Origin of the sequence: Brevibacillus dissolubilis (assembly GCF_006170445.1) — a bacterium.
Taxonomy (GTDB): domain Bacteria; phylum Bacillota; class Bacilli; order Brevibacillales; family Brevibacillaceae; genus Brevibacillus_B; species Brevibacillus_B dissolubilis.
Map to the genome: position 1 here is coordinate 72,016 of NZ_VCNA01000008.1, position 18,685 is coordinate 90,700.

General features: G+C 51.2%; 17 protein-coding genes and 14 tRNA genes. 7 read left to right on the plus strand and 24 right to left on the minus strand.

The window, feature by feature from the left end:
* Window positions 1–64 precede the first annotated feature (64 nt).
* Window positions 65–1,771: a M20/M25/M40 family metallo-hydrolase gene (locus FGI41_RS15760; RefSeq protein WP_139491323.1), complete on the minus strand. Its 1,707-nt coding sequence runs from the start codon at window positions 1,769–1,771 to the stop codon at window positions 65–67.
* A gap of 206 nt (window positions 1,772–1,977) precedes the next feature.
* On the opposite strand from FGI41_RS15760, the gene FGI41_RS15765 reads away from it, so the two are divergent.
* Window positions 1,978–3,117 (plus strand): sensor histidine kinase, encoded by a 1,140-nt coding sequence (locus FGI41_RS15765; RefSeq protein WP_255298488.1) that lies wholly within the window; start codon window positions 1,978–1,980, stop codon window positions 3,115–3,117.
* A 47-nt stretch (window positions 3,118–3,164) separates the two neighbouring features.
* On the opposite strand, the gene FGI41_RS15770 is transcribed toward FGI41_RS15765, so the two are convergent.
* The 15 genes from FGI41_RS15770 to FGI41_RS15840 form a co-directional block, all read right to left on the minus strand.
* Window positions 3,165–3,356 (minus strand): hypothetical protein, encoded by a 192-nt coding sequence (locus tag FGI41_RS15770; RefSeq protein ID WP_139491325.1) that lies wholly within the window; start codon window positions 3,354–3,356, stop codon window positions 3,165–3,167.
* Window positions 3,357–3,519: 163 nt separating this feature from the next.
* Window positions 3,520–3,593: transfer RNA gene (locus FGI41_RS15775), tRNA-Gly, on the minus strand.
* A 7-nt stretch (window positions 3,594–3,600) separates the two neighbouring features.
* A tRNA-Leu gene (locus tag FGI41_RS15780) sits at window positions 3,601–3,688 on the minus strand.
* A gap of 12 nt (window positions 3,689–3,700) precedes the next feature.
* Window positions 3,701–3,777, minus strand: a tRNA-Pro gene (locus FGI41_RS15785).
* Window positions 3,778–3,792: 15 nt separating this feature from the next.
* Window positions 3,793–3,869, minus strand: a tRNA-Arg gene (locus FGI41_RS15790).
* A gap of 9 nt (window positions 3,870–3,878) precedes the next feature.
* Window positions 3,879–3,954, minus strand: a tRNA-Gly gene (locus FGI41_RS15795).
* Window positions 3,955–3,969: 15 nt separating this feature from the next.
* Window positions 3,970–4,045: transfer RNA gene (locus FGI41_RS15800), tRNA-Lys, on the minus strand.
* 9 nt (window positions 4,046–4,054) lie between these two features.
* Window positions 4,055–4,139: transfer RNA gene (locus FGI41_RS15805), tRNA-Tyr, on the minus strand.
* 21 nt (window positions 4,140–4,160) lie between these two features.
* Window positions 4,161–4,236: transfer RNA gene (locus tag FGI41_RS15810), tRNA-Thr, on the minus strand.
* A 39-nt stretch (window positions 4,237–4,275) separates the two neighbouring features.
* Window positions 4,276–4,352 (minus strand) — tRNA-Asp (locus FGI41_RS15815).
* Between the two features lie 82 nt (window positions 4,353–4,434).
* Window positions 4,435–4,508, minus strand: a tRNA-Met gene (locus FGI41_RS15820).
* Between the two features lie 10 nt (window positions 4,509–4,518).
* Window positions 4,519–4,594, minus strand: a tRNA-Val gene (locus FGI41_RS15825).
* A 7-nt stretch (window positions 4,595–4,601) separates the two neighbouring features.
* Window positions 4,602–4,678: transfer RNA gene (locus tag FGI41_RS15830), tRNA-Glu, on the minus strand.
* A gap of 9 nt (window positions 4,679–4,687) precedes the next feature.
* A tRNA-Thr gene (locus FGI41_RS15835) sits at window positions 4,688–4,763 on the minus strand.
* Window position 4,764: 1 nt separating this feature from the next.
* Window positions 4,765–4,839 (minus strand) — tRNA-Asn (locus FGI41_RS15840).
* 226 nt (window positions 4,840–5,065) lie between these two features.
* Between FGI41_RS15840 and FGI41_RS15845 the strand changes: the two genes are divergently transcribed.
* A complete protein-coding gene (locus FGI41_RS15845) occupies window positions 5,066–5,356 on the plus strand; it encodes a hypothetical protein (protein ID WP_139491326.1) in 291 nt (96 codons plus the stop codon).
* A 116-nt stretch (window positions 5,357–5,472) separates the two neighbouring features.
* On the opposite strand, the gene FGI41_RS15850 is transcribed toward FGI41_RS15845, so the two are convergent.
* From FGI41_RS15850 to FGI41_RS15860, 3 genes are read right to left on the minus strand one after another with little or no spacing between them, the layout of a single operon-like run.
* Window positions 5,473–6,249 carry a fumarylacetoacetate hydrolase family protein gene (locus tag FGI41_RS15850; RefSeq protein ID WP_139491327.1) on the minus strand — a complete coding sequence of 259 codons (777 nt, stop codon included), beginning with the start codon at window positions 6,247–6,249 and terminating at the stop codon, window positions 5,473–5,475.
* 57 nt (window positions 6,250–6,306) lie between these two features.
* The gene (gene thiI / locus FGI41_RS15855; RefSeq protein WP_139491328.1) at window positions 6,307–7,509 is read right to left on the minus strand and encodes a tRNA uracil 4-sulfurtransferase ThiI; all 1,203 of its coding nucleotides are present in this window, start codon (window positions 7,507–7,509) and stop codon (window positions 6,307–6,309) included.
* Window positions 7,510–7,521: 12 nt separating this feature from the next.
* Window positions 7,522–8,667: a cysteine desulfurase family protein gene (locus FGI41_RS15860; protein ID WP_139491329.1), complete on the minus strand. Its 1,146-nt coding sequence runs from the start codon at window positions 8,665–8,667 to the stop codon at window positions 7,522–7,524.
* A 257-nt stretch (window positions 8,668–8,924) separates the two neighbouring features.
* On the opposite strand from FGI41_RS15860, the gene FGI41_RS25035 reads away from it, so the two are divergent.
* Complete coding sequence (locus FGI41_RS25035; RefSeq protein ID WP_176560298.1) at window positions 8,925–9,074, plus strand: hypothetical protein; 150 nt, start codon at window positions 8,925–8,927, stop codon at window positions 9,072–9,074.
* A gap of 191 nt (window positions 9,075–9,265) precedes the next feature.
* The gene (locus FGI41_RS15865; protein WP_176560299.1) at window positions 9,266–10,504 is read left to right on the plus strand and encodes a muramidase family protein; all 1,239 of its coding nucleotides are present in this window, start codon (window positions 9,266–9,268) and stop codon (window positions 10,502–10,504) included.
* Window positions 10,505–10,607: 103 nt separating this feature from the next.
* On the opposite strand, the gene dapF is transcribed toward FGI41_RS15865, so the two are convergent.
* Window positions 10,608–11,468: a diaminopimelate epimerase gene (gene dapF, locus FGI41_RS15870; protein ID WP_139491331.1), complete on the minus strand. Its 861-nt coding sequence runs from the start codon at window positions 11,466–11,468 to the stop codon at window positions 10,608–10,610.
* Between the two features lie 14 nt (window positions 11,469–11,482).
* Window positions 11,483–11,944, minus strand: a complete 462-nt coding sequence (locus tag FGI41_RS15875; RefSeq protein WP_139491332.1) for a GNAT family N-acetyltransferase — start codon at window positions 11,942–11,944, stop codon at window positions 11,483–11,485.
* A 132-nt stretch (window positions 11,945–12,076) separates the two neighbouring features.
* On the opposite strand from FGI41_RS15875, the gene FGI41_RS15880 reads away from it, so the two are divergent.
* Window positions 12,077–12,610, plus strand: coding sequence for a DUF84 family protein (locus tag FGI41_RS15880; RefSeq protein WP_139491333.1), 534 nt, complete (start codon window positions 12,077–12,079; stop codon window positions 12,608–12,610).
* Between the two features lie 55 nt (window positions 12,611–12,665).
* Here FGI41_RS15880 and FGI41_RS25040 read toward each other — a convergent pair whose 3' ends face one another.
* Complete coding sequence (locus tag FGI41_RS25040; protein WP_176560300.1) at window positions 12,666–14,303, minus strand: hypothetical protein; 1,638 nt, start codon at window positions 14,301–14,303, stop codon at window positions 12,666–12,668.
* Window positions 14,304–14,395: 92 nt separating this feature from the next.
* Here FGI41_RS25040 and FGI41_RS15890 point away from each other — a divergent pair, with 92 nt between their 5' ends.
* On the plus strand, window positions 14,396–14,968 hold the full coding sequence (locus tag FGI41_RS15890) for a 5' nucleotidase, NT5C type (RefSeq protein ID WP_139491334.1): 573 nt from the start codon (window positions 14,396–14,398) through the stop codon (window positions 14,966–14,968).
* 95 nt (window positions 14,969–15,063) lie between these two features.
* Here the strand turns inward: FGI41_RS15890 and FGI41_RS15895 are convergent, their stop codons facing one another.
* The gene (locus FGI41_RS15895; protein WP_139491335.1) at window positions 15,064–15,279 is read right to left on the minus strand and encodes a DUF1540 domain-containing protein; all 216 of its coding nucleotides are present in this window, start codon (window positions 15,277–15,279) and stop codon (window positions 15,064–15,066) included.
* A gap of 136 nt (window positions 15,280–15,415) precedes the next feature.
* Between FGI41_RS15895 and FGI41_RS15900 the strand changes: the two genes are divergently transcribed.
* Window positions 15,416–16,198 carry an SDR family NAD(P)-dependent oxidoreductase gene (locus FGI41_RS15900; protein ID WP_139491336.1) on the plus strand — a complete coding sequence of 261 codons (783 nt, stop codon included), beginning with the start codon at window positions 15,416–15,418 and terminating at the stop codon, window positions 16,196–16,198.
* Between the two features lie 76 nt (window positions 16,199–16,274).
* Here FGI41_RS15900 and FGI41_RS15905 read toward each other — a convergent pair whose 3' ends face one another.
* The gene (locus FGI41_RS15905; protein ID WP_176560301.1) at window positions 16,275–18,635 is read right to left on the minus strand and encodes a DUF4832 domain-containing protein; all 2,361 of its coding nucleotides are present in this window, start codon (window positions 18,633–18,635) and stop codon (window positions 16,275–16,277) included.
* Window positions 18,636–18,685: the final 50 nt, after the last annotated feature.

An 18,685-nucleotide genomic window follows, 5' to 3' on the forward strand; every position in this document is an offset into this window, starting at 1 on the left:
GGCCTCCCAGCATGATCCGTCTCATCTACAATCTATGCTGACAAGCACTGGAACAGAAGAGCTTTTATCCTCTTTTTCCCCACAGATGCTCGATCACGCTCTGCATCATCTGCGGGACTACCTCCAGAGAATAGGTCAATTCTACCCGCTCCCATTTTTTATGGGCATCAAATCCGTACGGTCCGATATTGACAATCGGTAGATTGAGCTTACGGATCTCATCGAAGGGAACGGTGTGTCTGTTGCCCCATGCAGGCATGTTGGCCGTATAGCCCTCGATTCCTTCCTCATCATCGCTTAGCGCCACGAAGCTCATATCCGAAATATATGGGAAGAACTGGCGGATTTCGATCGGATTCGCATACTCCTTGCTTGCTTCTGCCACCGCATACTCCACCGCGCGCTGCAGTCGCTGATCCCGCTCATTTTCTGTCGAGAGCGCGATCCGTGGCGAATACAGGGAGGAGTAGAAGATGATGCAAACAGGACTTTTGTCGTCATCCAAACGGTTCAATTCTTCCACCAAGCGACAGCAGTACCAGCGGATATCGACATCGGTCTTGTTCAATTGATCCATTTTTTTCGTCAAGGCTGCCTGTACGGTTTCATTGCCCAGACGATCCGTTACATAAGCCAGATACTCCTGATACGTATACACACGCGGCACAAGCGTAATCTCGCGGGCGGACTGGCCGATTTTTTCACAATAACGCAAATACTGCTCCCGGTATGACCCGATCGCCCGCTCAAAGGCACGGGTCGCACAGTCTCTCAGCTTCTCCATCACTTCCCGCGGAGACAGGGAATGCACCAGGAAGTTATAATACACAAACCCGCCAAGCGGTGTCTGCACATCATAATACGGCTTCAAATCCGTCTGCTTCAGACTGACCGGCGGAGGCGTCACCTCGCCATACATCTCATCACACAGATCGGTATTGTAGTCGATCTCCCGTGTCAGCTCAGACAGCACCAGGTTCGGATCAAACCCATCAAAAGCCTGTCCCACATGCGTCTCCTTGCCCGTCACATAAAAAGAAGGCAAGAGCTTACCGACCGTCCCCATATACACATAACGGTTCGGATCATCCTCATAGCGGGCTGTCACAAAATCACTGTTAATCGCCGCATTGATCACCAAGCCCTCTTGCTCCGCCACATTGTTCAAAAACGGAACAGCAGATAAAATGCCATTGGAGCTGTCTTCCTCATCGCACTCCGCGACCAGCATCAGGTTCCCCTTCATCTCATCTGCATGCTCACTGTAATAGTGCAGAATAGACAGGTTAGCCGCCACCCCGCTCTTCATATCCAGAGCACCACGACCAAACATCCAATCCTCATCCTCCAGATGCTTCACCACTTGCGGCAGCTGCTTCGCCTGTTCCGGCAAATCCGCCATCTGCTTGCGCCATGCCTCTTTTAACTCATCCGGCTGTGTCGCCAATCCTCGCAGCTGTCCATAATCTTCAATCCCAACCGTATCCAGATGCCCCACCAGCAGCGTGGTATCTGCCACGGCAGCTTGTCCTACCGATGTATCTGGCTCAGCCTTAACCAGCGCCACCACATTATAGCGCTTACGTCCTTCCTCCCGATTCTCGTCGGTCGGCTGCAGCCACAGACGCTCGGGATGACGCTGAAAATACGTCCAGCCACGCAATTCTTCATATAATTTCTCAGCAATCGTTGCTTCCCCCGCTGTATTGACAACGCTTTCAATTTTAACCAGCCACTCTGTCCATTTCCTAAGTTGTGTACGCTGCATCATAAAGCTCCAATCCTCCCTTGTCCCATGAAAAAATTTCTACTCTCTTCATTCGGCTTTTCCCGTTCGACTTCCTCCTACAAAGCCCCTGTCATCTTTCGCAAGCTTGTCGTTTTTTGACTAACGATAATGTAAAATTAAGGATAATATAACCTTGCTTTTTCGTTAACCCTTTATTAGGATAAAAAAGGGTGAATTACAAAATGATTATGAGTAAAACATTAACCTTTGAACACGTATTGAAGCGAATCATACCGTTAGTCCCTAACATTTCCGTTATATGGAGTCAGAATGTCCGCCAATCGCTCGGACAAGAGTTGCCTTTTCCACATACCTATATGGACTATTGGTCTACCCTGATCATCCGTTCCCTGACCGAAGACGTCAAGGATGACATCCATATCTGCTCGCTTGCGATCGGGAATTGGCTCTGGACGCATAAGACACCGATCTCCCTGCTCTTCCGCATGGTTCATCTCTATCGTACCGCCTTCTGGGAAGTGGTCCGTCCTGCGCTGCCCTTTACCTCATTCTCTTCTCCTGACTTCGTGCAGCTCGAACAACACATCGAAGACACCATCCATGACGCTGTCTCTCTAGCCATCCATTATTACGAGCAAAAATACCAACACGAGCTCCAAGAAAAAGACCAGACCATCCATTTTCTCAATAATGACAAGCTTACGATTCTCGATAAAATTGCTGCCAATCTGGCTCACGAGCTGCGCAATCCGCTCTGTGCCATCGAAGGCTTCCTCAAGCTGATCCGCGAATCGACCCAAGGCAATCAAGAGCTGGAGAGCTACATCAATGTCATCCTGCACGAGTTTGAAAGCCTGCACCGCCAGATCACAGGCTTTCTCAGCTTTTGCAAAAAACCGATTCTCGACGAGGTCTTCCAACCTCTCCACATCACGGACCTGCTTCAGCAAGTCGAAGGACTGCTTACCCCCCGCCTTCACGCAGAGAGCGTCACCCTGCAGCAGGACATTCAGCCTTGTACATTTTATGGATATGAAGCCGGGTTATTACAGGTTCTTACACACTTATTCAACAACGCCATCGATGCCGTCGGATGCAACACGGACAAACGCATCAGCCTGATCGCCTGCCATACGGACGACGTGCTCTCCATCATCGTCGCCAACAACGGGGAACCGATTCCCCATGAACTGCAGAGCAAGCTGTTCCAGCCCTTCTTTTCCACCAAGGACGACAGTACCGGCATCGGTCTCTCCATCTGCAAAAACATCATCGACAAGCACCAAGGAACGATCGCCTGTCACTCGACCCCGGAGCAGACCCAGTTCCTCATCCGACTCCCCCTGCATACAACCAGCCACATATGAAAAACCTCCTGACGATCCACACAGGCCGCCAGGAGGTTTTTCTTTTTTCACCGGAAGAAGCTCGACATCATGTCCAGCACACCCGGCACCGGATTAAAACGGTTCAAGCTCTCTGGATTGTAATACGTATACGTCTTCACAGCAGGCGTCTGCTCTGGCGTGTCGGTCGTCGGGTCACTACATCCGGCCGCCACCAGCAATACCACACCCGCCAGCACGGCCCGTATGGATTTTTTCATGAGGGTAGCCTCCTGTCTGTCAGCCTGATCAACAGCCTTCCCCTTGGCCTTTTCTGATAGAGCCTGTCCTTATTCTTTGCATCTGTGTTCATCTGGACCCAGAAAAATGCTGGCAAACGCAAAAAAACAGCGTCACATCGAACGCTGTCTCATTACTTATGTATGGAGCGGGTGATGGGAATCGAACCCACGCGACCAGCTTGGAAGGCTGGAGTTCTACCATTGAACTACACCCGCATGTTGATGGTGCCGAGGATCGGACTTGAACCGATACGGGAGAAACTCCCGACAGATTTTAAGTCTGTTGCGTCTGCCTATTCCGCCACCCCGGCAGAAGTAAAAAATGGTCGGGAAGACAGGATTCGAACCTGCGACCCCTTGGTCCCAAGCCAAGTACTCTACCAAGCTGAGCTACTTCCCGACTGTTGTCTAAATATGGCGTGCCCTGAGAGATTCGAACTCCCGACCTTTTGATTCGTAGTCAAACGCTCTATCCGGCTGAGCTAAGGGCACAAATAAAAATGGAGCGGACGAAGGGTCTCGAACCCTCGACCTTCGCCTTGGCAAGGCGACGCTCTACCAATTGAGCTACGTCCGCATGTATGAGTAAAAATGGTGAGCCATGAAGGACTCGAACCTTCGACCCTCTGATTAAAAGTCAGATGCTCTACCAACTGAGCTAATGGCTCATACATAAGTGGTGGGGAGAGACGGATTCGAACCGCCGAACCCAGAGGGAGCAGATTTACAGTCTGCCGCGTTTAGCCACTTCGCTATCTCCCCACTATGTGATTAAAGTGAAAATGGTGCCGGCGATAGGACTTGAACCCACAACCCCCTGATTACAAGTCAGGTGCTCTACCAATTGAGCTACACCGGCATATGTTGTTATCTCTTCGCCTTATCTATTGAAAGATAATGGCGGAGCTGACGGGACTCGAACCCGCGACCTCCGGTGTGACAGACCGGCGTGAACTCCAACTTCACCACAGCTCCATATTTGGTTGCCCCCTGCGGGGACTCCAGATCTCATCTGATCGAAGAAGCTGATTCGACGTAGTACAGATGAAAATTAAAGTTGCGGGAGCAGGATTTGAACCTGCGACCTTCGGGTTATGAGCCCGACGAGCTACCGAGCTGCTCCATCCCGCGTCAATATAAGTGGTGGAGGCTGACGGGATCGAACCGCCGACCCTCTGCTTGTAAGGCAGATGCTCTCCCAGCTGAGCTAAGCCTCCGTATAGATGGTGACCCGTAGGGGATTCGAACCCCTGAATGACAGCGTGAAAGGCTGCTGTGTTAAACCGCTTCACCAACGGGCCAAGAATGAATGGTGCTCCCGACAGGAATCGAACCTGCGACCTCTTCCTTACCATGGAAACGCTCTACCGACTGAGCTACAGGAGCATGGCTCCTCAGGACGGACTCGAACCGCCAGCCTACCGGTTAACAGCCGGTTGCTCCACCATTGAGCTACTGAGGAATAGTGTTGTGTGAACCGCCTCTTGGCGGCGACTTAATTAGATTATCACACTGGCTTCTAAATTACAAGAGGAAGTTTATGGTGATGAATCTTTTCTTTTGTCTGTGCCGAAGCGACAAAAAGTAATATAGCAAAAATCGTAACCAAAAGTCAATAGCCTTTTTCGGTGGGAATACTCTCCTTTTGAACCGTGCACATTAACAGATAAAAGAGGCAGGTGAATGAGATGTCCAGAAAGACCAATGATCCAACGTATGGTGAGCAGAATTTCAGTGAGCTTTCCACAGTCGAGTCCCAGCGTAATGAGATTCTGCAGGAGGAGTTTCCTGAGGGTCCGTATGGGGCGACGACGAATGCAGAGCGACTGGGAAAAGCAACTGGCTGGGAAGAAGGTCAGCACTCCACCTCTACACGGTTTACGTATGAAACCCGTAATCTCCACGAGAACTTGTCGCGTCGTTACCCGGTTTCGCATCCTACACATGATGAGCCAGGTAGAGACAAGGAAGATCTGTAGACGATCGATGGCATGAGAGAAGCCACGCCCCACTTCTATTACACGAAGCAGGGTGTGGCTTTTTTGTCTGTACGAATGCTGGTGTGACAAGGGACTGCACAATGCACAATTCCGGTCTATTCGGCTTTGACGACACGGCTGGTCAGCGTGCCGATCCCTTCGATGGTGACAGAGATTTCGTCGCCTGGCTGCAGTGGTCCTACGCCGGACGGGGTGCCTGTCAGGATGACATCCCCTGGGAGCAGGGTCATGACAGAGGTGATGTGCTCGATGATCTGCGGGATTTTGAACACCATTTGGTTGGTGTTGGAGTCTTGGCGGACTTCACCGTTGATCGTCGTGGTGATGCGCAGATCATTGTAGTCCAGTTTTGGTGCGATGGCCGGGCCCAGTGGGCAGAAGGTATCGAAGCCCTTGGCACGGGTCCATTGTCCGTCTTTTTGCTGGAGGTCGCGGGCGGTTACGTCGATTGCGCAGGTAAAGCCGAGGATATAATCTTCGGCGTCTTCTGCTTTGACGTTGCGTGCTTCTTTTTTGATGATAACAGCCAGCTCGCCTTCATAGTGAAGGTTTTCGGTCTGTTTTGGATAGACAATCTCTTCACCGTTGCCGATCACAGCGGTAGATGGCTTGAAGAACATCAGGGGTTCTGGTGGAACCTGCTTGCCCATCTCTTCAGCGTGGTCCTTGTAGTTGGTACCGATGCAGATGATTTTGCTTGGGGTGCATGGTGTCAGTACGTTGATTTCTTCATAAGACAGCTCAAGCCCCGTCATGACCGGCTTGGTTGTGGTTCGCTTGTAGATGTCGCCTTCGATGACACGTACTTTGTTTTCTTCTTGCACATACCAGCCGTGCTTGGTTTTGCCGTTGCGTTCGTAGCGGATAATCATAGGATTGATTCTCCTCCCCTGTTGACTTTTTTCTATAGAGATGGCAGAGCTTGTGGGTTAAAACAGATCGACGACGGTTTCGTGGCGTGGTTTGGTGGTGATTTCTTCGATTTCGGTGCGTTCGACGGCATCATTCACAAGCGCTTCGATGTCGAGGACAGCTTCGAATTTTTCACACAGGTCTACCCGTGGACGGGTGACTGGGTTTTTCGGGGTGAAGATGGTGCAGCAGTCTTCATACGGCAAAATGGACAACTCGAAGGTGTCAATATCACGGGAGATTTTGGTGATCTCGGTTTTGTCCATGGAGACAAGCGGGCGCAAGAGCGGAATGTTGATCGGATTGTTGATCGCATTCATGCTCTCCAGCGTCTGGGATGCCACTTGGCCGAGACTTTCACCGGTAGCGAGCGCGAGCGCACCCGTTTTCTTGGCGATGCGTTCAGAGATGCGCATCATGAAGCGGCGCATGATGGTGATAAGGTAGTCTTCCGGGCAGTTTTGACGGATAGAGGTCTGGATTTCGGTGAATGGAACGACGTGAAGCTTGATTTTGCCTCCCCAGCGTGTGAGCTTGTGAGCGAGGTCGCGGACTTTTTCCAGGGAGCGTTCGCTGGTGAACGGATAGCTGTGGAAATGGATCGCTTCGAGCGTAACACCGCGCTTGAGCATCATCCAACCGGCTACGGGGCTGTCGATCCCACCTGAGAGAAGCAGCAGGACTTTGCCGCTGGTACCAACCGGCAGACCGCCTGCCCCTGGAATACGCTGGACGGTGATGAATGTCCCTTCTTCGCGGATCTCAACCTCGACATTGGTGTCGGCGTTGTGCAGGTCTACCTTGATCCCTTCCACTTCGCGCAGAATCTCGCCTGCGACGGAACGGGTCACTTCATTGGAGGACATCGGGTAGCGCTTGTCAGCACGACGGGTGTCGACGCGGAAGGTTTTGGGCTGTGGATCGAGAGACTTGATTAGCTCGACAGCCCCTTTGCGCATGGCTTCATCATTTTGCTCGACTTGAATGGTTGGACTGAGGGACGTGATCCCAAAAATGCGTTGCAGGCGCTCCATGACCTCTGTGGCGTTTTCGCCGTTGAGCTTAACGTACATGCGGCCATATTTGCGGAATACTTTTACCGCATGAAACGGGCGCAAAATCAGCTTGACGCTTCGTTGCAGGGCTTCTTCAAATGTGTCGCGGTTTTTTCCTTTAAGAGCAAGTTCGCCGTAGCGAATCATGATTACATCGTAATTCATCGCTGTCATCCTTTACACGTTCATATATGGTCGAATGTTTTTGACGCATTCGTGGAGGGCGGTTATGAAGGCTTCGATCTCCTCCAGCGTATTTTCCACCCCGACGCTGACACGGATTGCGGAGAGGGCTCGCTCTCGCTTCATTCCGGTAGCCATCAGGATGCGGCTTGGTTCATCGGATTTGGTGGAGCAGGCTGAGCGGGTGGAGACGAGGAAGCCTTTGTCCTCAAGCGCATGCAGCAAGACCTCTGCTTTCATACCGGGAACCGAAAAGTTAACGATATGTGGAGCCGTATCCTTTTCAGGTGTGTTGATCACCAGAGAAGGAATGTCGCTGATCCCCTCGCGAATCCGCTTGGTCAATGCTTCGAGTTTGGTGATTTCTTTGCCCCGCTTCTCTTCATAGATGCGGATCGCTTTCGCCATTCCGGCGATAGCTGGGACATTTTCGGTACCGGAGCGGTAGCCTCCCTCTTGTCCACCCCCCGCAAGCAACGGATGCAGCAGGAGATTTTCCCGCTTGGCGAGGACTCCGATACCGCGTGGGCCGTGGAACTTGTGTCCGGACAGGCTGAGCAGGTCAATCCCCCACTCCTTCATCCGGATTGGCAACTTGCCGAAGCTCTGCACCGCATCTACATGAAACAGGATTTTGGGGAACAATTTGAGATACGTGCCAATCTGGTTGATCGGCTGGACCGTCCCCAGCTCGTTGTTGGCGTGCATGATCGAGACGAGGATGGTATCTGGGCGGATAGCCGCCTTGAGATCTTCAAGCGATACCTGACCATCCTGATTGACAGGCAGGTAGGTGATCTCGAAGCTGAATGACTCCAATTGTTTGCAGACATCATACACACAGGGGTGCTCGATCTGGCTGGTGATGATGTGCTTGCCGCGTTCTTGGTATTGAAAAGCGACGCCTTTGATCGCCGTGTTGTTGCTCTCTGTGCCGCCAGAGGTAAAAATCACCTCGGAGGGCTTGCATTGCAGGGCATTGGCCACAATCGAACGTGCCTGTTTGAGCACGGACTCCGCTTCGACACCTTTGCGATGCAGGGACGAAGGATTGCCGTAGTAGTTCTCCATCGTCTTCTTCATCACATCGATCACTTCGGGATAGGGTTTGGTTGTGGCACTGTTATCAAGGTAAATCACGAAAGACACCCTTCCTCATGCTGCGAGTTGGTAAAAATTCTACCTTCCATCATACCATATTGTTTGTTTTAGCTACCACCTTCATGCCATGGGATATAGGCAGAAAAAAGTTTTCACATTTCTTTAACAATTGTAACCGCTTACAGTTTTGTTTGCCTGTTTACAGGTTTGATTAAACTTGTTAAAATGAACTTAATTGAATTGTCAGAAAATTAGATAAACATAAAATGGATGAATCGATAAGGAGAGGAACAATTATGACAAGAGTAATGATGGATGAGAAATTGAAGCAGATGGAAAATGAATTGAAGCACCTTCGTAAAGAGCTGGAACGCATGAAAAAAGAGTCCTCCAATCAGTTCGAGCGTCAAGATACGGACTGTTACCTGACCGAGGTCTATAACTAATCATAATGCCAAAAAGCCCGGGCGTTCCCGTGATTCGATAGAGAATCATGGGGGCGCTCTTTTTCTGTTCCCATTTGGATGTAGTAACAACTTTAACTGGAATGAACTCCCTCTACATAACATCGTTATTTCTCACGATAAACATAGTGTGGAAAGACATCAGAAGATTTGACACCAAGGAGGAAAACATCATGCTATCTCACCGCACTTGGAAACGCCTTACTGTACAAGCTGTCCTGGCAGGGGCCCTTCTGCTTCCTGCAGCTGATGCATTCGCTGCAACTGTGACTGTACAATCCGGTGATACCCTGTACAAAATCGCTACGACCTATAATCTGACGGTTGATCACCTGAAAATTGCAAATGATCTGACCAATGATTATCTTGTTACAGGTGATACCCTCTACATCCCGCCACAATCTAAAATCTATACCGTTGTAAGCGGCGATACTCTCTGGAAAATCGCAACAGCTCACAACACCACTGTGGCTAAGGTACAGGAAATCAACCCGCACCTGTCCGATTCTCTCTTGGTTGGGGACAAGCTGTTGATTCCGCTTGCCACCACCTCTACGACGACTCCCACCACTCCAACCGCTCCAACTGCACCGTCTACCAGCACGCCTGCACCTGCTGCCAACTCCTTTTACACAGTAGTCAGCGGTGATACGCTCTGGGGAATTGCGAACCGTTTTGACATTACCGTGCAAGAGATTATTGATTGGAACGATTTATCCAGCAACGAATTGTTCGTCGGCCAAGTCCTCCAGATCACAGCAGATGCAGAAGACTACGGGGAAGATCAACCAACCTCTACTCCTTCCACCGAAGACCAACTTTCTGTTACCATGAAAACCTATTATGTACAGAGCGGTGATACTTCCTGGTCTCTGTCCATTAAGTTCGGAATTCCGATGACTGAGTTCCTGCAGGTAAATGGTCTGAAAATTACTGATAATCTTTCACTGAATCAAAAAGTAGTGGTACCTGTTCACCATGTACCTGTCCTCCCTACTCCAGGTCCTGAATACGGGGAGTATCTCGATTGGTTCACCAGTGCGCAATATGTGTTCCCGATCAATTCCGTTGCGGTGGTTGAGGATTTCTACACAGGTGCAGAATTTAAGGTAAAACGTACAATCGGTGCCTTCCACTCTGACACCGAGACCCTGACCTTGGCGGATACCGCGATTGCCAAAAAGGTATGGGGCGGCTACTTTAACTGGAAAGTGCGTCCGGTAATCGTGAAGGTGGATGGCCGTCAGATTGCAGCTTCCATGACCTTTATGCCGCATGATATCGAATATATCAAAGACAACGGCATTACCGGCCACTTTGACATCCATTTCTTGAACAGCCTGCGTCATAAAGATACCCTGATTGATCCAGATCATCAGCGCGCGATCAAGGTAGCAGCTGGCTTGAATTAGGTCAATCCTGATCAGACAGACATACCTGATCGGAATAAAAAAGAACCGTCTCCCCTCAGATGATAAGATGGGTAACGGTTCTTTTTGCTGTTCAGCACAAGGTCTATAAAAGCGGCAGTTCGCCGTTATACACACCGGAGAAAACTTCGCTGGCAGGGCCGGTCATATAGACGCGGTTGTTGCTCTCCCGCCATTCGATCTGCAAATCGCCACCGAGCAGTTGAACATTGACAAGGCGGTCGGTCTTGCCACTGAGGATAGCGGCTACAGCAGCGGCACATGCGCCTGTTCCGCAGGCCAAGGTGACGCCGGAGCCACGTTCCCAGACACGGAAGAGCACTTCTTCGCGGTTCAGCACCTGGATGAACTCCACATTGGTCCGTTCCGGGAAGGATTCGTGGAACTCGATCAGCGGACCGTAATGTAGGATGTCTTGATCATTGATCTCGTCCACGAACAGGATGGCATGAGGGTTGCCCATCGAGACAGCGGTCATGGTAAAGGTGCGGTCTTGAATGGTGAAAGGATACTCGATGACTTTATCCTCTGGGTTGCCAGTCATCGGGATCTCTTGACGGGTCAGACGCGGTTCTCCCATGTCAATCGTGACGCTCGATACCTTACCGTCATCACCCACATGGACAACTGGTTCGACGATACCGCCGAGGGTTTCGATGGTAAATGTGGTTTTGTCGGTGAGTTCGTGGTCATAGACATATTTGCTGACACAGCGCAGTCCGTTGCCACAGTTGCGTGCTTCACTGCCGTCATTGTTGAATACTCTCATGCGGAAGTCGGCTTGATCAGATGGAAGGATGAGGATCAGTCCATCTCCGCCGATGCTAAAATGACGGTCGCTGACACGACGGGCCAGTTCAGGCAGGTCAACATTTTCTAATGGTTCTTCAAAGCAATTGACGTATACGTAGTCGTTGCCGAGTCCATGCATTTTGGTAAATTTCATTGGAACGTCCCCTTTTAGATGGAATACAGGAGCCAATCGCCCGTTTTTGCTTCCATCTTATCATAGAAGCGCTGAGCGCGTAAGTTGTCCTTGGCTGTGACCCACTCCATCCCGGCCATTCCCTGCTCACGAATATAGGTAAGAGCATGCTGGAACAGGATTTCCGCTGCCCCTCCCCCACGCTCGGACGAGAGGAGAAACAGGTCATTGAGGACGGCGGTGCGCTTGAGGCTCAGTGTGCTGTAGGTAAAATAAAGCGTCACAAACCCAACCGCAGTCTCCCCCTTCCAGATCATAAACTGGATGCCTTCACGTGGATGATCAAGCAATGTATGTACGTGCTGACGGATTGCCGCTTCCGGCTGCTCGCGCTTGTAAAAGTCAAAATAGCCTTGCATCAACGGGATCAGCTGATCGATCTGGGATGCATCGACTGCCCGTACTTGATAGTGATGTTCATTGATGTGTCCTTCCACAAACCATTCCTCCTTGGCGCAATCTTCTTTTTATTCTAACATATGTGGGTTTAGTTGGTTGGAAAATATCGGTCAAAGAAAACATGGTATACTGGTGGACAAATGAGAGTAATGGCAAGGAGTGGGTGTGACATGCAAGAACAACAAGCAAAACGAATCGCACTGGGTACGACCAATCAGGCTAAGCGGGCCGCAGTCGTGTTGGCTACAGGCAGCGAACCCATCTGTCTGTCGGTACCATCAGGTGTATCGGATCAGCCGATGAGCGAGGCGGAAACTATACAAGGTGCAATCAACCGGGCCAAGCGGGTATTCGAGGCGGTACCAGAGGCTGAGATCGGATTAGGTCTGGAGGGTGGGCTGACTTATGATGATGTACATACGAACCAATGGTACCTCCTCTCTGTCTGTGCTGCTTGGGACGGACAGCGGTTACTGATTGGAAAAGGACTGTATTTTCCGATACCAAATGAGGTCGCGGAGAAGCTGGGGCAGGAAGGCACAGAATTGCGCCACATCATTGATGAATTAAGCGGTACGGTCGGGAGCAATCATAAAGAAGGCGCATACGGATTGTTTACCAATGGACGGATCACCCGCGCGGCTATTTTCAGTGAAGCGGTGATTGCGGCTTTGACTCCGTTTCAGTCACCTTTTTATCAATGAAAAAACCTCTCCGGCAACAAGTGCCCGAAGAGGTGAAGAAATCAGTGGAAATCAGTTACCTCGCTATATACAACGGGTAGATGAAGATCGCACCGATCAGTGCCACTACACCGATGATAATCGCCCAGGTACCCATCGTTTTAGCGCCACGGCGGGAGGCCAGGAAGCCAAGCACAATTCCCACTGGTGCCAGCAGATACGGAAGCAGGAACAGCGAAAGCAGAGACAAGCCAAGACCAACCATCCCTAAGCCGCCGCCAGCCGTACCGTCTACGCTCGGGCCATTGACTGGGGAACGGGATTGGTATGGTTCACTGACTCGGGCTTCACGGACTCGTACAGGTGCAGCGATCTCGGCTGCTGCCTCTGTCTCATAGTCCTGTGTGGCCTGATTGCTGTTCGTTTCAATCAGCTGGTTGGAACCAGAAGCGCCTGTGAAAGGAAGACCAAGCTCTGTGGAGGCTTCTGTGTTGTATTGCTGCTTGGATGTTGTGGTTGTGGACGTATAGGTTGTCGACGTGGAAGAGGATGGGGCATTCGTACTTTGCGCGGATGAACCGGATTGGCTGCCAGACTGATTGCCGGACTGGTTATTGGAGCCTTGGTTCATGCCGAAAAAGTCGCTGACCTCGTCGCCGATGTTCTGGACAACGGAAGACAAACCGCCGCCTTGTCCTCCCCCCTGGTTGTTGGAGCTTTGACCGGAATTCGTGCCGCCTGATTGCTGGTTGGTTGCACCCAACTCACTGGAGGCTTCCGTGCTGTAATAGCCGTACTTGTTTTGGTTTTGGCTTTGGTTTTGGTTCTGATTGGAAGAAGCGTTTTGGCCGGACTGGTTGTTGTCATCCATGCCAAAGAACTCGCTCACCTGCTGGGCCATGTAAGCTAATCCACCAGTTTGGTCGTCTGATGTATCTTGGCCCGAGTTGGACTGCTGTTGCTGGGACTGCTGTTGCTGGGAGTTCTGGGCCGAAGAGCTTTGCGTCGAACTGGTGGTCTGGCTGTACCCTTGGGAGGCTTGCGTAGTGGAACCCAATTCGCTTGAGGCTTCGGTGCTGTAGTTTTGCTGGAATGCGCCGGAAGCACTCATCGAACGGTTCGACGAGCCTGTTGCATCTGATTGTGGCTGATCCGCTCCATTGTAATAGGGGGTAGCTTGGGCGGATGCGCCTGATGTGCTGCCAAGCTCATTGGACGCTTCTATGTCATAGTTGCGTGCAATGGCTCCCGTCTTGGCAATCGCATCGAAATCAAACCCACCCTGTGACGGGTTCTGGGTCTGGGCCAGATCTGCGGCATCTGTAGCCTGATTGTCAACCGAACGGCTGGTAAGTCCAAGCTCATCGGCAAATTCGCTGTTGACCTCATCACCCTTCACCTGGTCAACTGGCAAATCGGTCGCATTGAGCGGTTGTCCGACATCGCTGTTGGCTTGGTTACCTGCAGCCGCCTGAGTCGTCGTGGTGGTTGTCGTCGTGGTCTGGGTGCTGCTGGCTACTGGTTGTTCTCCCTTGTAGCTTTGTCGGCCTGTCTTGGGATCATACTCCAGATTACCCGCCGAGATCGCAGCATCCGGTTCCATTACAGCATCCATCCACGTACTGGTCGAAACGGCATCCATCTCGATGGTCGCCTGGCCCGGTTGGCCTTCCTTCTGTTCAGCATTCATACGTTCTGTTTGATCGTACGCCATGTCTGCTCATCCCCTTTTTTATGAAAGGTTTTGGTGAAGGAAGTAGCCTTATTGTCTGTCTTCGGTGTACAATTTAAACTGGAGGCGAGAGGATGAAACACAACAATTCCCTAACGATTGGCATTGATATCGACGGTACGGTCACGCATCCCGCCAGTATCGTGCCACTTATGAATCAGGCGTTTGGTAAGAATTTAACATTGGACGATTGCTTCGATTACAACTTGGCGCTGGTCTATAACATCACCGAAGCTGAATTTTTGCAATGGTTGGAAACGTATGGGGAGGAGTTGTACCGTACTGCACCTGTACATGGACAAGCAGACGAGTTTCTCCGCCGCTGGTACGACACGCACAAGCTGGTCTACATCAGTGCCCGCGAAGAGAAGCACATGGACGCGACACAAAGCTGGTTTTCTCAATATAACATCCCGTATCATGAGATCGACCTGGTCGGTACGCACGACAAGCTCGCCGCCGCGCGCAAATGGCAAGTCGATCTGTTCTTGGAGGACCGTTTGGAAAATGCGGTGCAGCTGTCCGAAGAGCTGTCTATTCCTGTCGTACTGTTCGATACCCCATACAATCGAAAGCCGCTGCCAAAGCTGGTGCATCGTGTTCAGACGTGGCCTGAGGTGCACGAACTGATTGGGAAGCTGTTTTAATCAATGATTCTCATGGATAAATAGAAAAAGACGTATCCGGATGTGCTGCATATTCCGGATACGTCTTTTTTGCGCATAGGCGCGGTGATACAAGATTATTTGTTTTTCGGCTTGAAGGTGTGGCAACAGGTTTCAGCAGATGATTTCGCAGCGTCTTTGTGTTGGCTGTCATAGCCAAACTCGCCTGCGAATTCCGCGTCGAACTGTTTGTTCGCGTGGCCGTCTACTTCCACCATGATCATGTCTGCTTGGCAGTTGTTGCCTTCACCCCAATAGGTACAGTTAGCTACTGCGCATTTTACTACTGGCATTGGTTGATCACCTCCATGTGGCTATCGTTGACCATTTGGAGGATGGATATACGGTTAGGATGCCAGATAATTTTTACAAACGGGCTGGATTCGTGCTAGGATGGGGCTAACGATGGTTGGCGAACGGAGGGTTGGGATGGGTCAAACAGGCAGGCTGGTCATTATCACCGGCGGTACGGGAGGTCTTGGAAAAGCACTGGCACGGCATTATCTGTCCGCAGGTGATGATGTGGTGATCACCAGCCGGGATGAAACGAAGCTGCGGGCGACACAACAGGAGCTGGACGCCGGTAAAAAGCTGCATGTCTACAAACTGGACGTGACCAGCAATGAAGCGGTACGGGCTTTTGCCGCATGGATTCAGATTCGGTTCGGGTATTGTCATCTGCTGTTCAATAATGCGGGGAGCGCGGTGTTTAAGCCTTTTCTGGAAATGCGGATGGAAGAGATCAATGACACGCTGCGGGCCAATCTGGACGGATTGTTGTATGTCACCCGTGCTTTCTTGCCGATGCTGATCGCGACACCGGGCAGTCAGATCGTCAACATCGCCTCACTGGCGGGACGGGTTGCGACGGCGAAGGCAACGGTCTATGGCGCGAGTAAAGCAGCAGTGATCCGGTTTAGTGAGGCGTTACGCTATGAGCTGATCGGAACAGGCGTCTCGGTGACGTGTGTGTTGCCTGGGCCGATTGATACGCCGTTTCTCGATCAGGCGGATGCCAGCGGGACATATCGGAACAATGTTCGCAGCTATCTCCTCTCTCCTGATGTGGTGGCGAAAAAAGTGGCGCGCGGGGTGGAACGGAAAAAACATGAGGTCGCCCTCCCCTACCGTCTGCATCTGATGTCGACAGTGTATGGCTTGTTGCCGGAATGGCTGCAGCGGCTGATTGCGCCGTTGATGAATCGGAAATAATCATGTGTAATAGATACAAATGGAGAACACCCTGCAAGCGATTGGCTTACGGGGTGTTCTTTTTTGATGGACGAGATTATGGAGTAACGGGAAGCGGCGTGATATTCATCTGCATGTCATCGATGTAAACCGTACCGGAAGCATTGGCTCCAATAGCACGGATGATGGCGTAGACTCTGGCGCTTTTGGCTGCAGCTGGAATCGTGTCGCTGATCTCTAGAGAAATAGATGTATCTGGTGCGGCTGCTTTGCTGATGATTTTGCTGCCAACAAGATTGCCTTTGGCCCCTGCTGCGTCATAGAAATCAACGTACAGCTGAACGTTGCCATTTACCAGACTTTCCACATAAAACTGACCAGTCAGTTTGTATGATCGTCCTGCTTCTACCGGGATAATCTGGGCTATGGCTGTATAGTTACCGGCGGCTGGGAGGTTGGCGATACTGATTTTTTGCGATTGGCTCCCGGCTGTGGCGTGTTGATTGGTGACACTGAAGGCTGCGGTGGAATTACCGAGGGGGAACCATCCGTTGGCGACGCCGTTGGTTCCGGTATAGGTCTCAAAGCTTGGATTGGTGACAATCTGCGGGGAAACGGTCAGGCTGATGTCGTATGGCTGTTGGTTCATGTTGCCTGCCTTGTCGCGGAAGGTACCTGCTGGAATGGTGACGGTGTACGTATGGGTCGCATCCAGCCATTGGCTTGAAGTGATGGTGAGTTGGTTCTTCTCAAGGGAGTATGTAGCTGGGATGGTCTGTCCATCTTTGCGCAGTTGGAACTTGGTCAGTTCTGTGGTGACAGAGGCGATCTCGTCAAATGTCAGGACAAGCTGGCTGCCTGGTGCTGTGCTCACCTCTTGGGACTGCGTAGAGATAGATGTGACGATGGGTGCTGTCTGATCCTGTGGTTTAGCTTTTGGGGCAAAAACAGGCAGAGTGCTGCTGGAAGGTTCAGCCACTGCGCCGGACTCGACTTGGACGGTGAGATTTAGATTGTTGTAGCCTGTAGATTCTTCCCAGACTTGCTGGTTGGCAAACCGGATCGCGTATTCTGGACGGCTGTAGAGGTCTGGGCGGTTGGAATTCTCCAGCTTTTTATCCGGGAGATGAAGCAACAAATCGTAGGAACCGCTTGGGATATCGCTTGGGAGTCCTGCGGTGAAGCTGATGCTTTTGGTTGTGCCTGCTTGCCATGTCGTGATATCTTCTGGCAGGCGGACGATATATTCGGCTTTGGTCTCTTTATGGCGCAGGATCGCTTCTAGCAGATGCGGGTTGTGCGCGTGGGCAAAGCCGTTGTTGATCACGTCAACATTCAGGGTGAGTGGTCCACCTGGCTTGACCGTGGTTGTGGCAGACACCTTATCTAAGAGAAAGCGATAGCCCAAGCGTTTGGTCATCTCGACGTCTGCTCCGGTCTGTTTCCAATTATCGTATACGCCTGTGGTGATCGCACCGGGCTGCTCTTTGTTCATCGAGCTCCAGTGCATCTTCGCCATCTCTGCGAGTGCTTGATCGCCAGTCGTATAGTCTTTATGGAAGGTGCCAGGCTCGCCGCTCATGATCACGGTTTTGGTATCTTCCGACAGGTATGCACGTTCCTTTTCCCGCTGTTCGAGATTATTTCGGTCATAGGTTCCCATATCGGTGGCATCTGCGATGAAAGCATCATTCATGTGGCCGATCCGAGGCAGGTCATCTTCAGAAACGAGGGCAGTAGTAGGATTGGTCTCAGCTTCAGTCTGCAGTGTCATTTTGAAAAGTGGGCGTCTTAAGACGATGGATCGATCCTTTGGTGTGGCATCCAGTAAGGCGTCGATGATTTGTTTGGAGTTGTCGTTTACGTTTTTCGTGGTGTTGTCGACGAGGTTGTTGGTTGACGTATGCCATTCTCCCCAGTAGCCGACGAAACCGGCTTGCCAGTGGTCGATGACATCACCGTTGGCTTGGATGTATGGCTTGATTTGATTGATGTGGGTGAGCACTTGGGTAAGCGGGGCATCCTCTTTGGATTCGTCCCCGTTATAATCGAGGTAGTAGCTGTATGTAAAACGGGGAATCAGCTTGAAGCCAGCCAAGCGGCATACTTCTAAGTCATGCTGGAGTTCGTCGAGGACGGATTGTGGCAGGGCGGTGTTCTTGTAGCGGTAGAGCAGATAATACTTGCGGACAAGGGTGACCTTCTCTTCTTTTCTCCATTCGAGCAGCTGGTTCAGGTTGAGTGGTGGGGCTGGGGTGTTGGTTGAGTAGATCGGGCTGACGGTCTTGAACCAACCGCGCTCTGGATTGGGAAAAGGGGCTGTGTCTTCGGTAGCCAAGCTGGGTACAGGTGCGATTGGTTCTGCGGCCCATGCCTGCTGGGCTGGAATAGCAGGCCATGGTGCAGCGAGCAAAGCGAATGCGGTTGAGACGGTTAGAAATCTAGTAATGGTTTTCAAATAAATCACTCCTTTTTTACTTATTTCGGAAGAGGTTATATTTTGCATTA

Coding starts and splice junctions, on each gene's coding strand:
- FGI41_RS15760 (WP_139491323.1), bottom strand. CDS start 1,771: ATGATGCAGCGTACACAACTTAGGAAATGGACAGAGTGGCTGGTTAAA.
- FGI41_RS15765 (WP_255298488.1), top strand. CDS start 1,978: ATGAGTAAAACATTAACCTTTGAACACGTATTGAAGCGAATCATACCG.
- FGI41_RS15770 (WP_139491325.1), bottom strand. CDS start 3,356: ATGAAAAAATCCATACGGGCCGTGCTGGCGGGTGTGGTATTGCTGGTG.
- FGI41_RS15845 (WP_139491326.1), top strand. CDS start 5,066: ATGTCCAGAAAGACCAATGATCCAACGTATGGTGAGCAGAATTTCAGT.
- FGI41_RS15850 (WP_139491327.1), bottom strand. CDS start 6,249: ATGATTATCCGCTACGAACGCAACGGCAAAACCAAGCACGGCTGGTAT.
- thiI (WP_139491328.1), bottom strand. CDS start 7,509: ATGAATTACGATGTAATCATGATTCGCTACGGCGAACTTGCTCTTAAA.
- FGI41_RS25035 (WP_176560298.1), top strand. CDS start 8,925: ATGACAAGAGTAATGATGGATGAGAAATTGAAGCAGATGGAAAATGAA.
- FGI41_RS15865 (WP_176560299.1), top strand. CDS start 9,266: ATGCTATCTCACCGCACTTGGAAACGCCTTACTGTACAAGCTGTCCTG.
- dapF (WP_139491331.1), bottom strand. CDS start 11,468: ATGAAATTTACCAAAATGCATGGACTCGGCAACGACTACGTATACGTC.
- FGI41_RS15880 (WP_139491333.1), top strand. CDS start 12,077: ATGCAAGAACAACAAGCAAAACGAATCGCACTGGGTACGACCAATCAG.
- FGI41_RS25040 (WP_176560300.1), bottom strand. CDS start 14,303: ATGGCGTACGATCAAACAGAACGTATGAATGCTGAACAGAAGGAAGGC.
- FGI41_RS15890 (WP_139491334.1), top strand. CDS start 14,396: ATGAAACACAACAATTCCCTAACGATTGGCATTGATATCGACGGTACG.
- FGI41_RS15895 (WP_139491335.1), bottom strand. CDS start 15,279: ATGCCAGTAGTAAAATGCGCAGTAGCTAACTGTACCTATTGGGGTGAA.
- FGI41_RS15900 (WP_139491336.1), top strand. CDS start 15,416: ATGGGTCAAACAGGCAGGCTGGTCATTATCACCGGCGGTACGGGAGGT.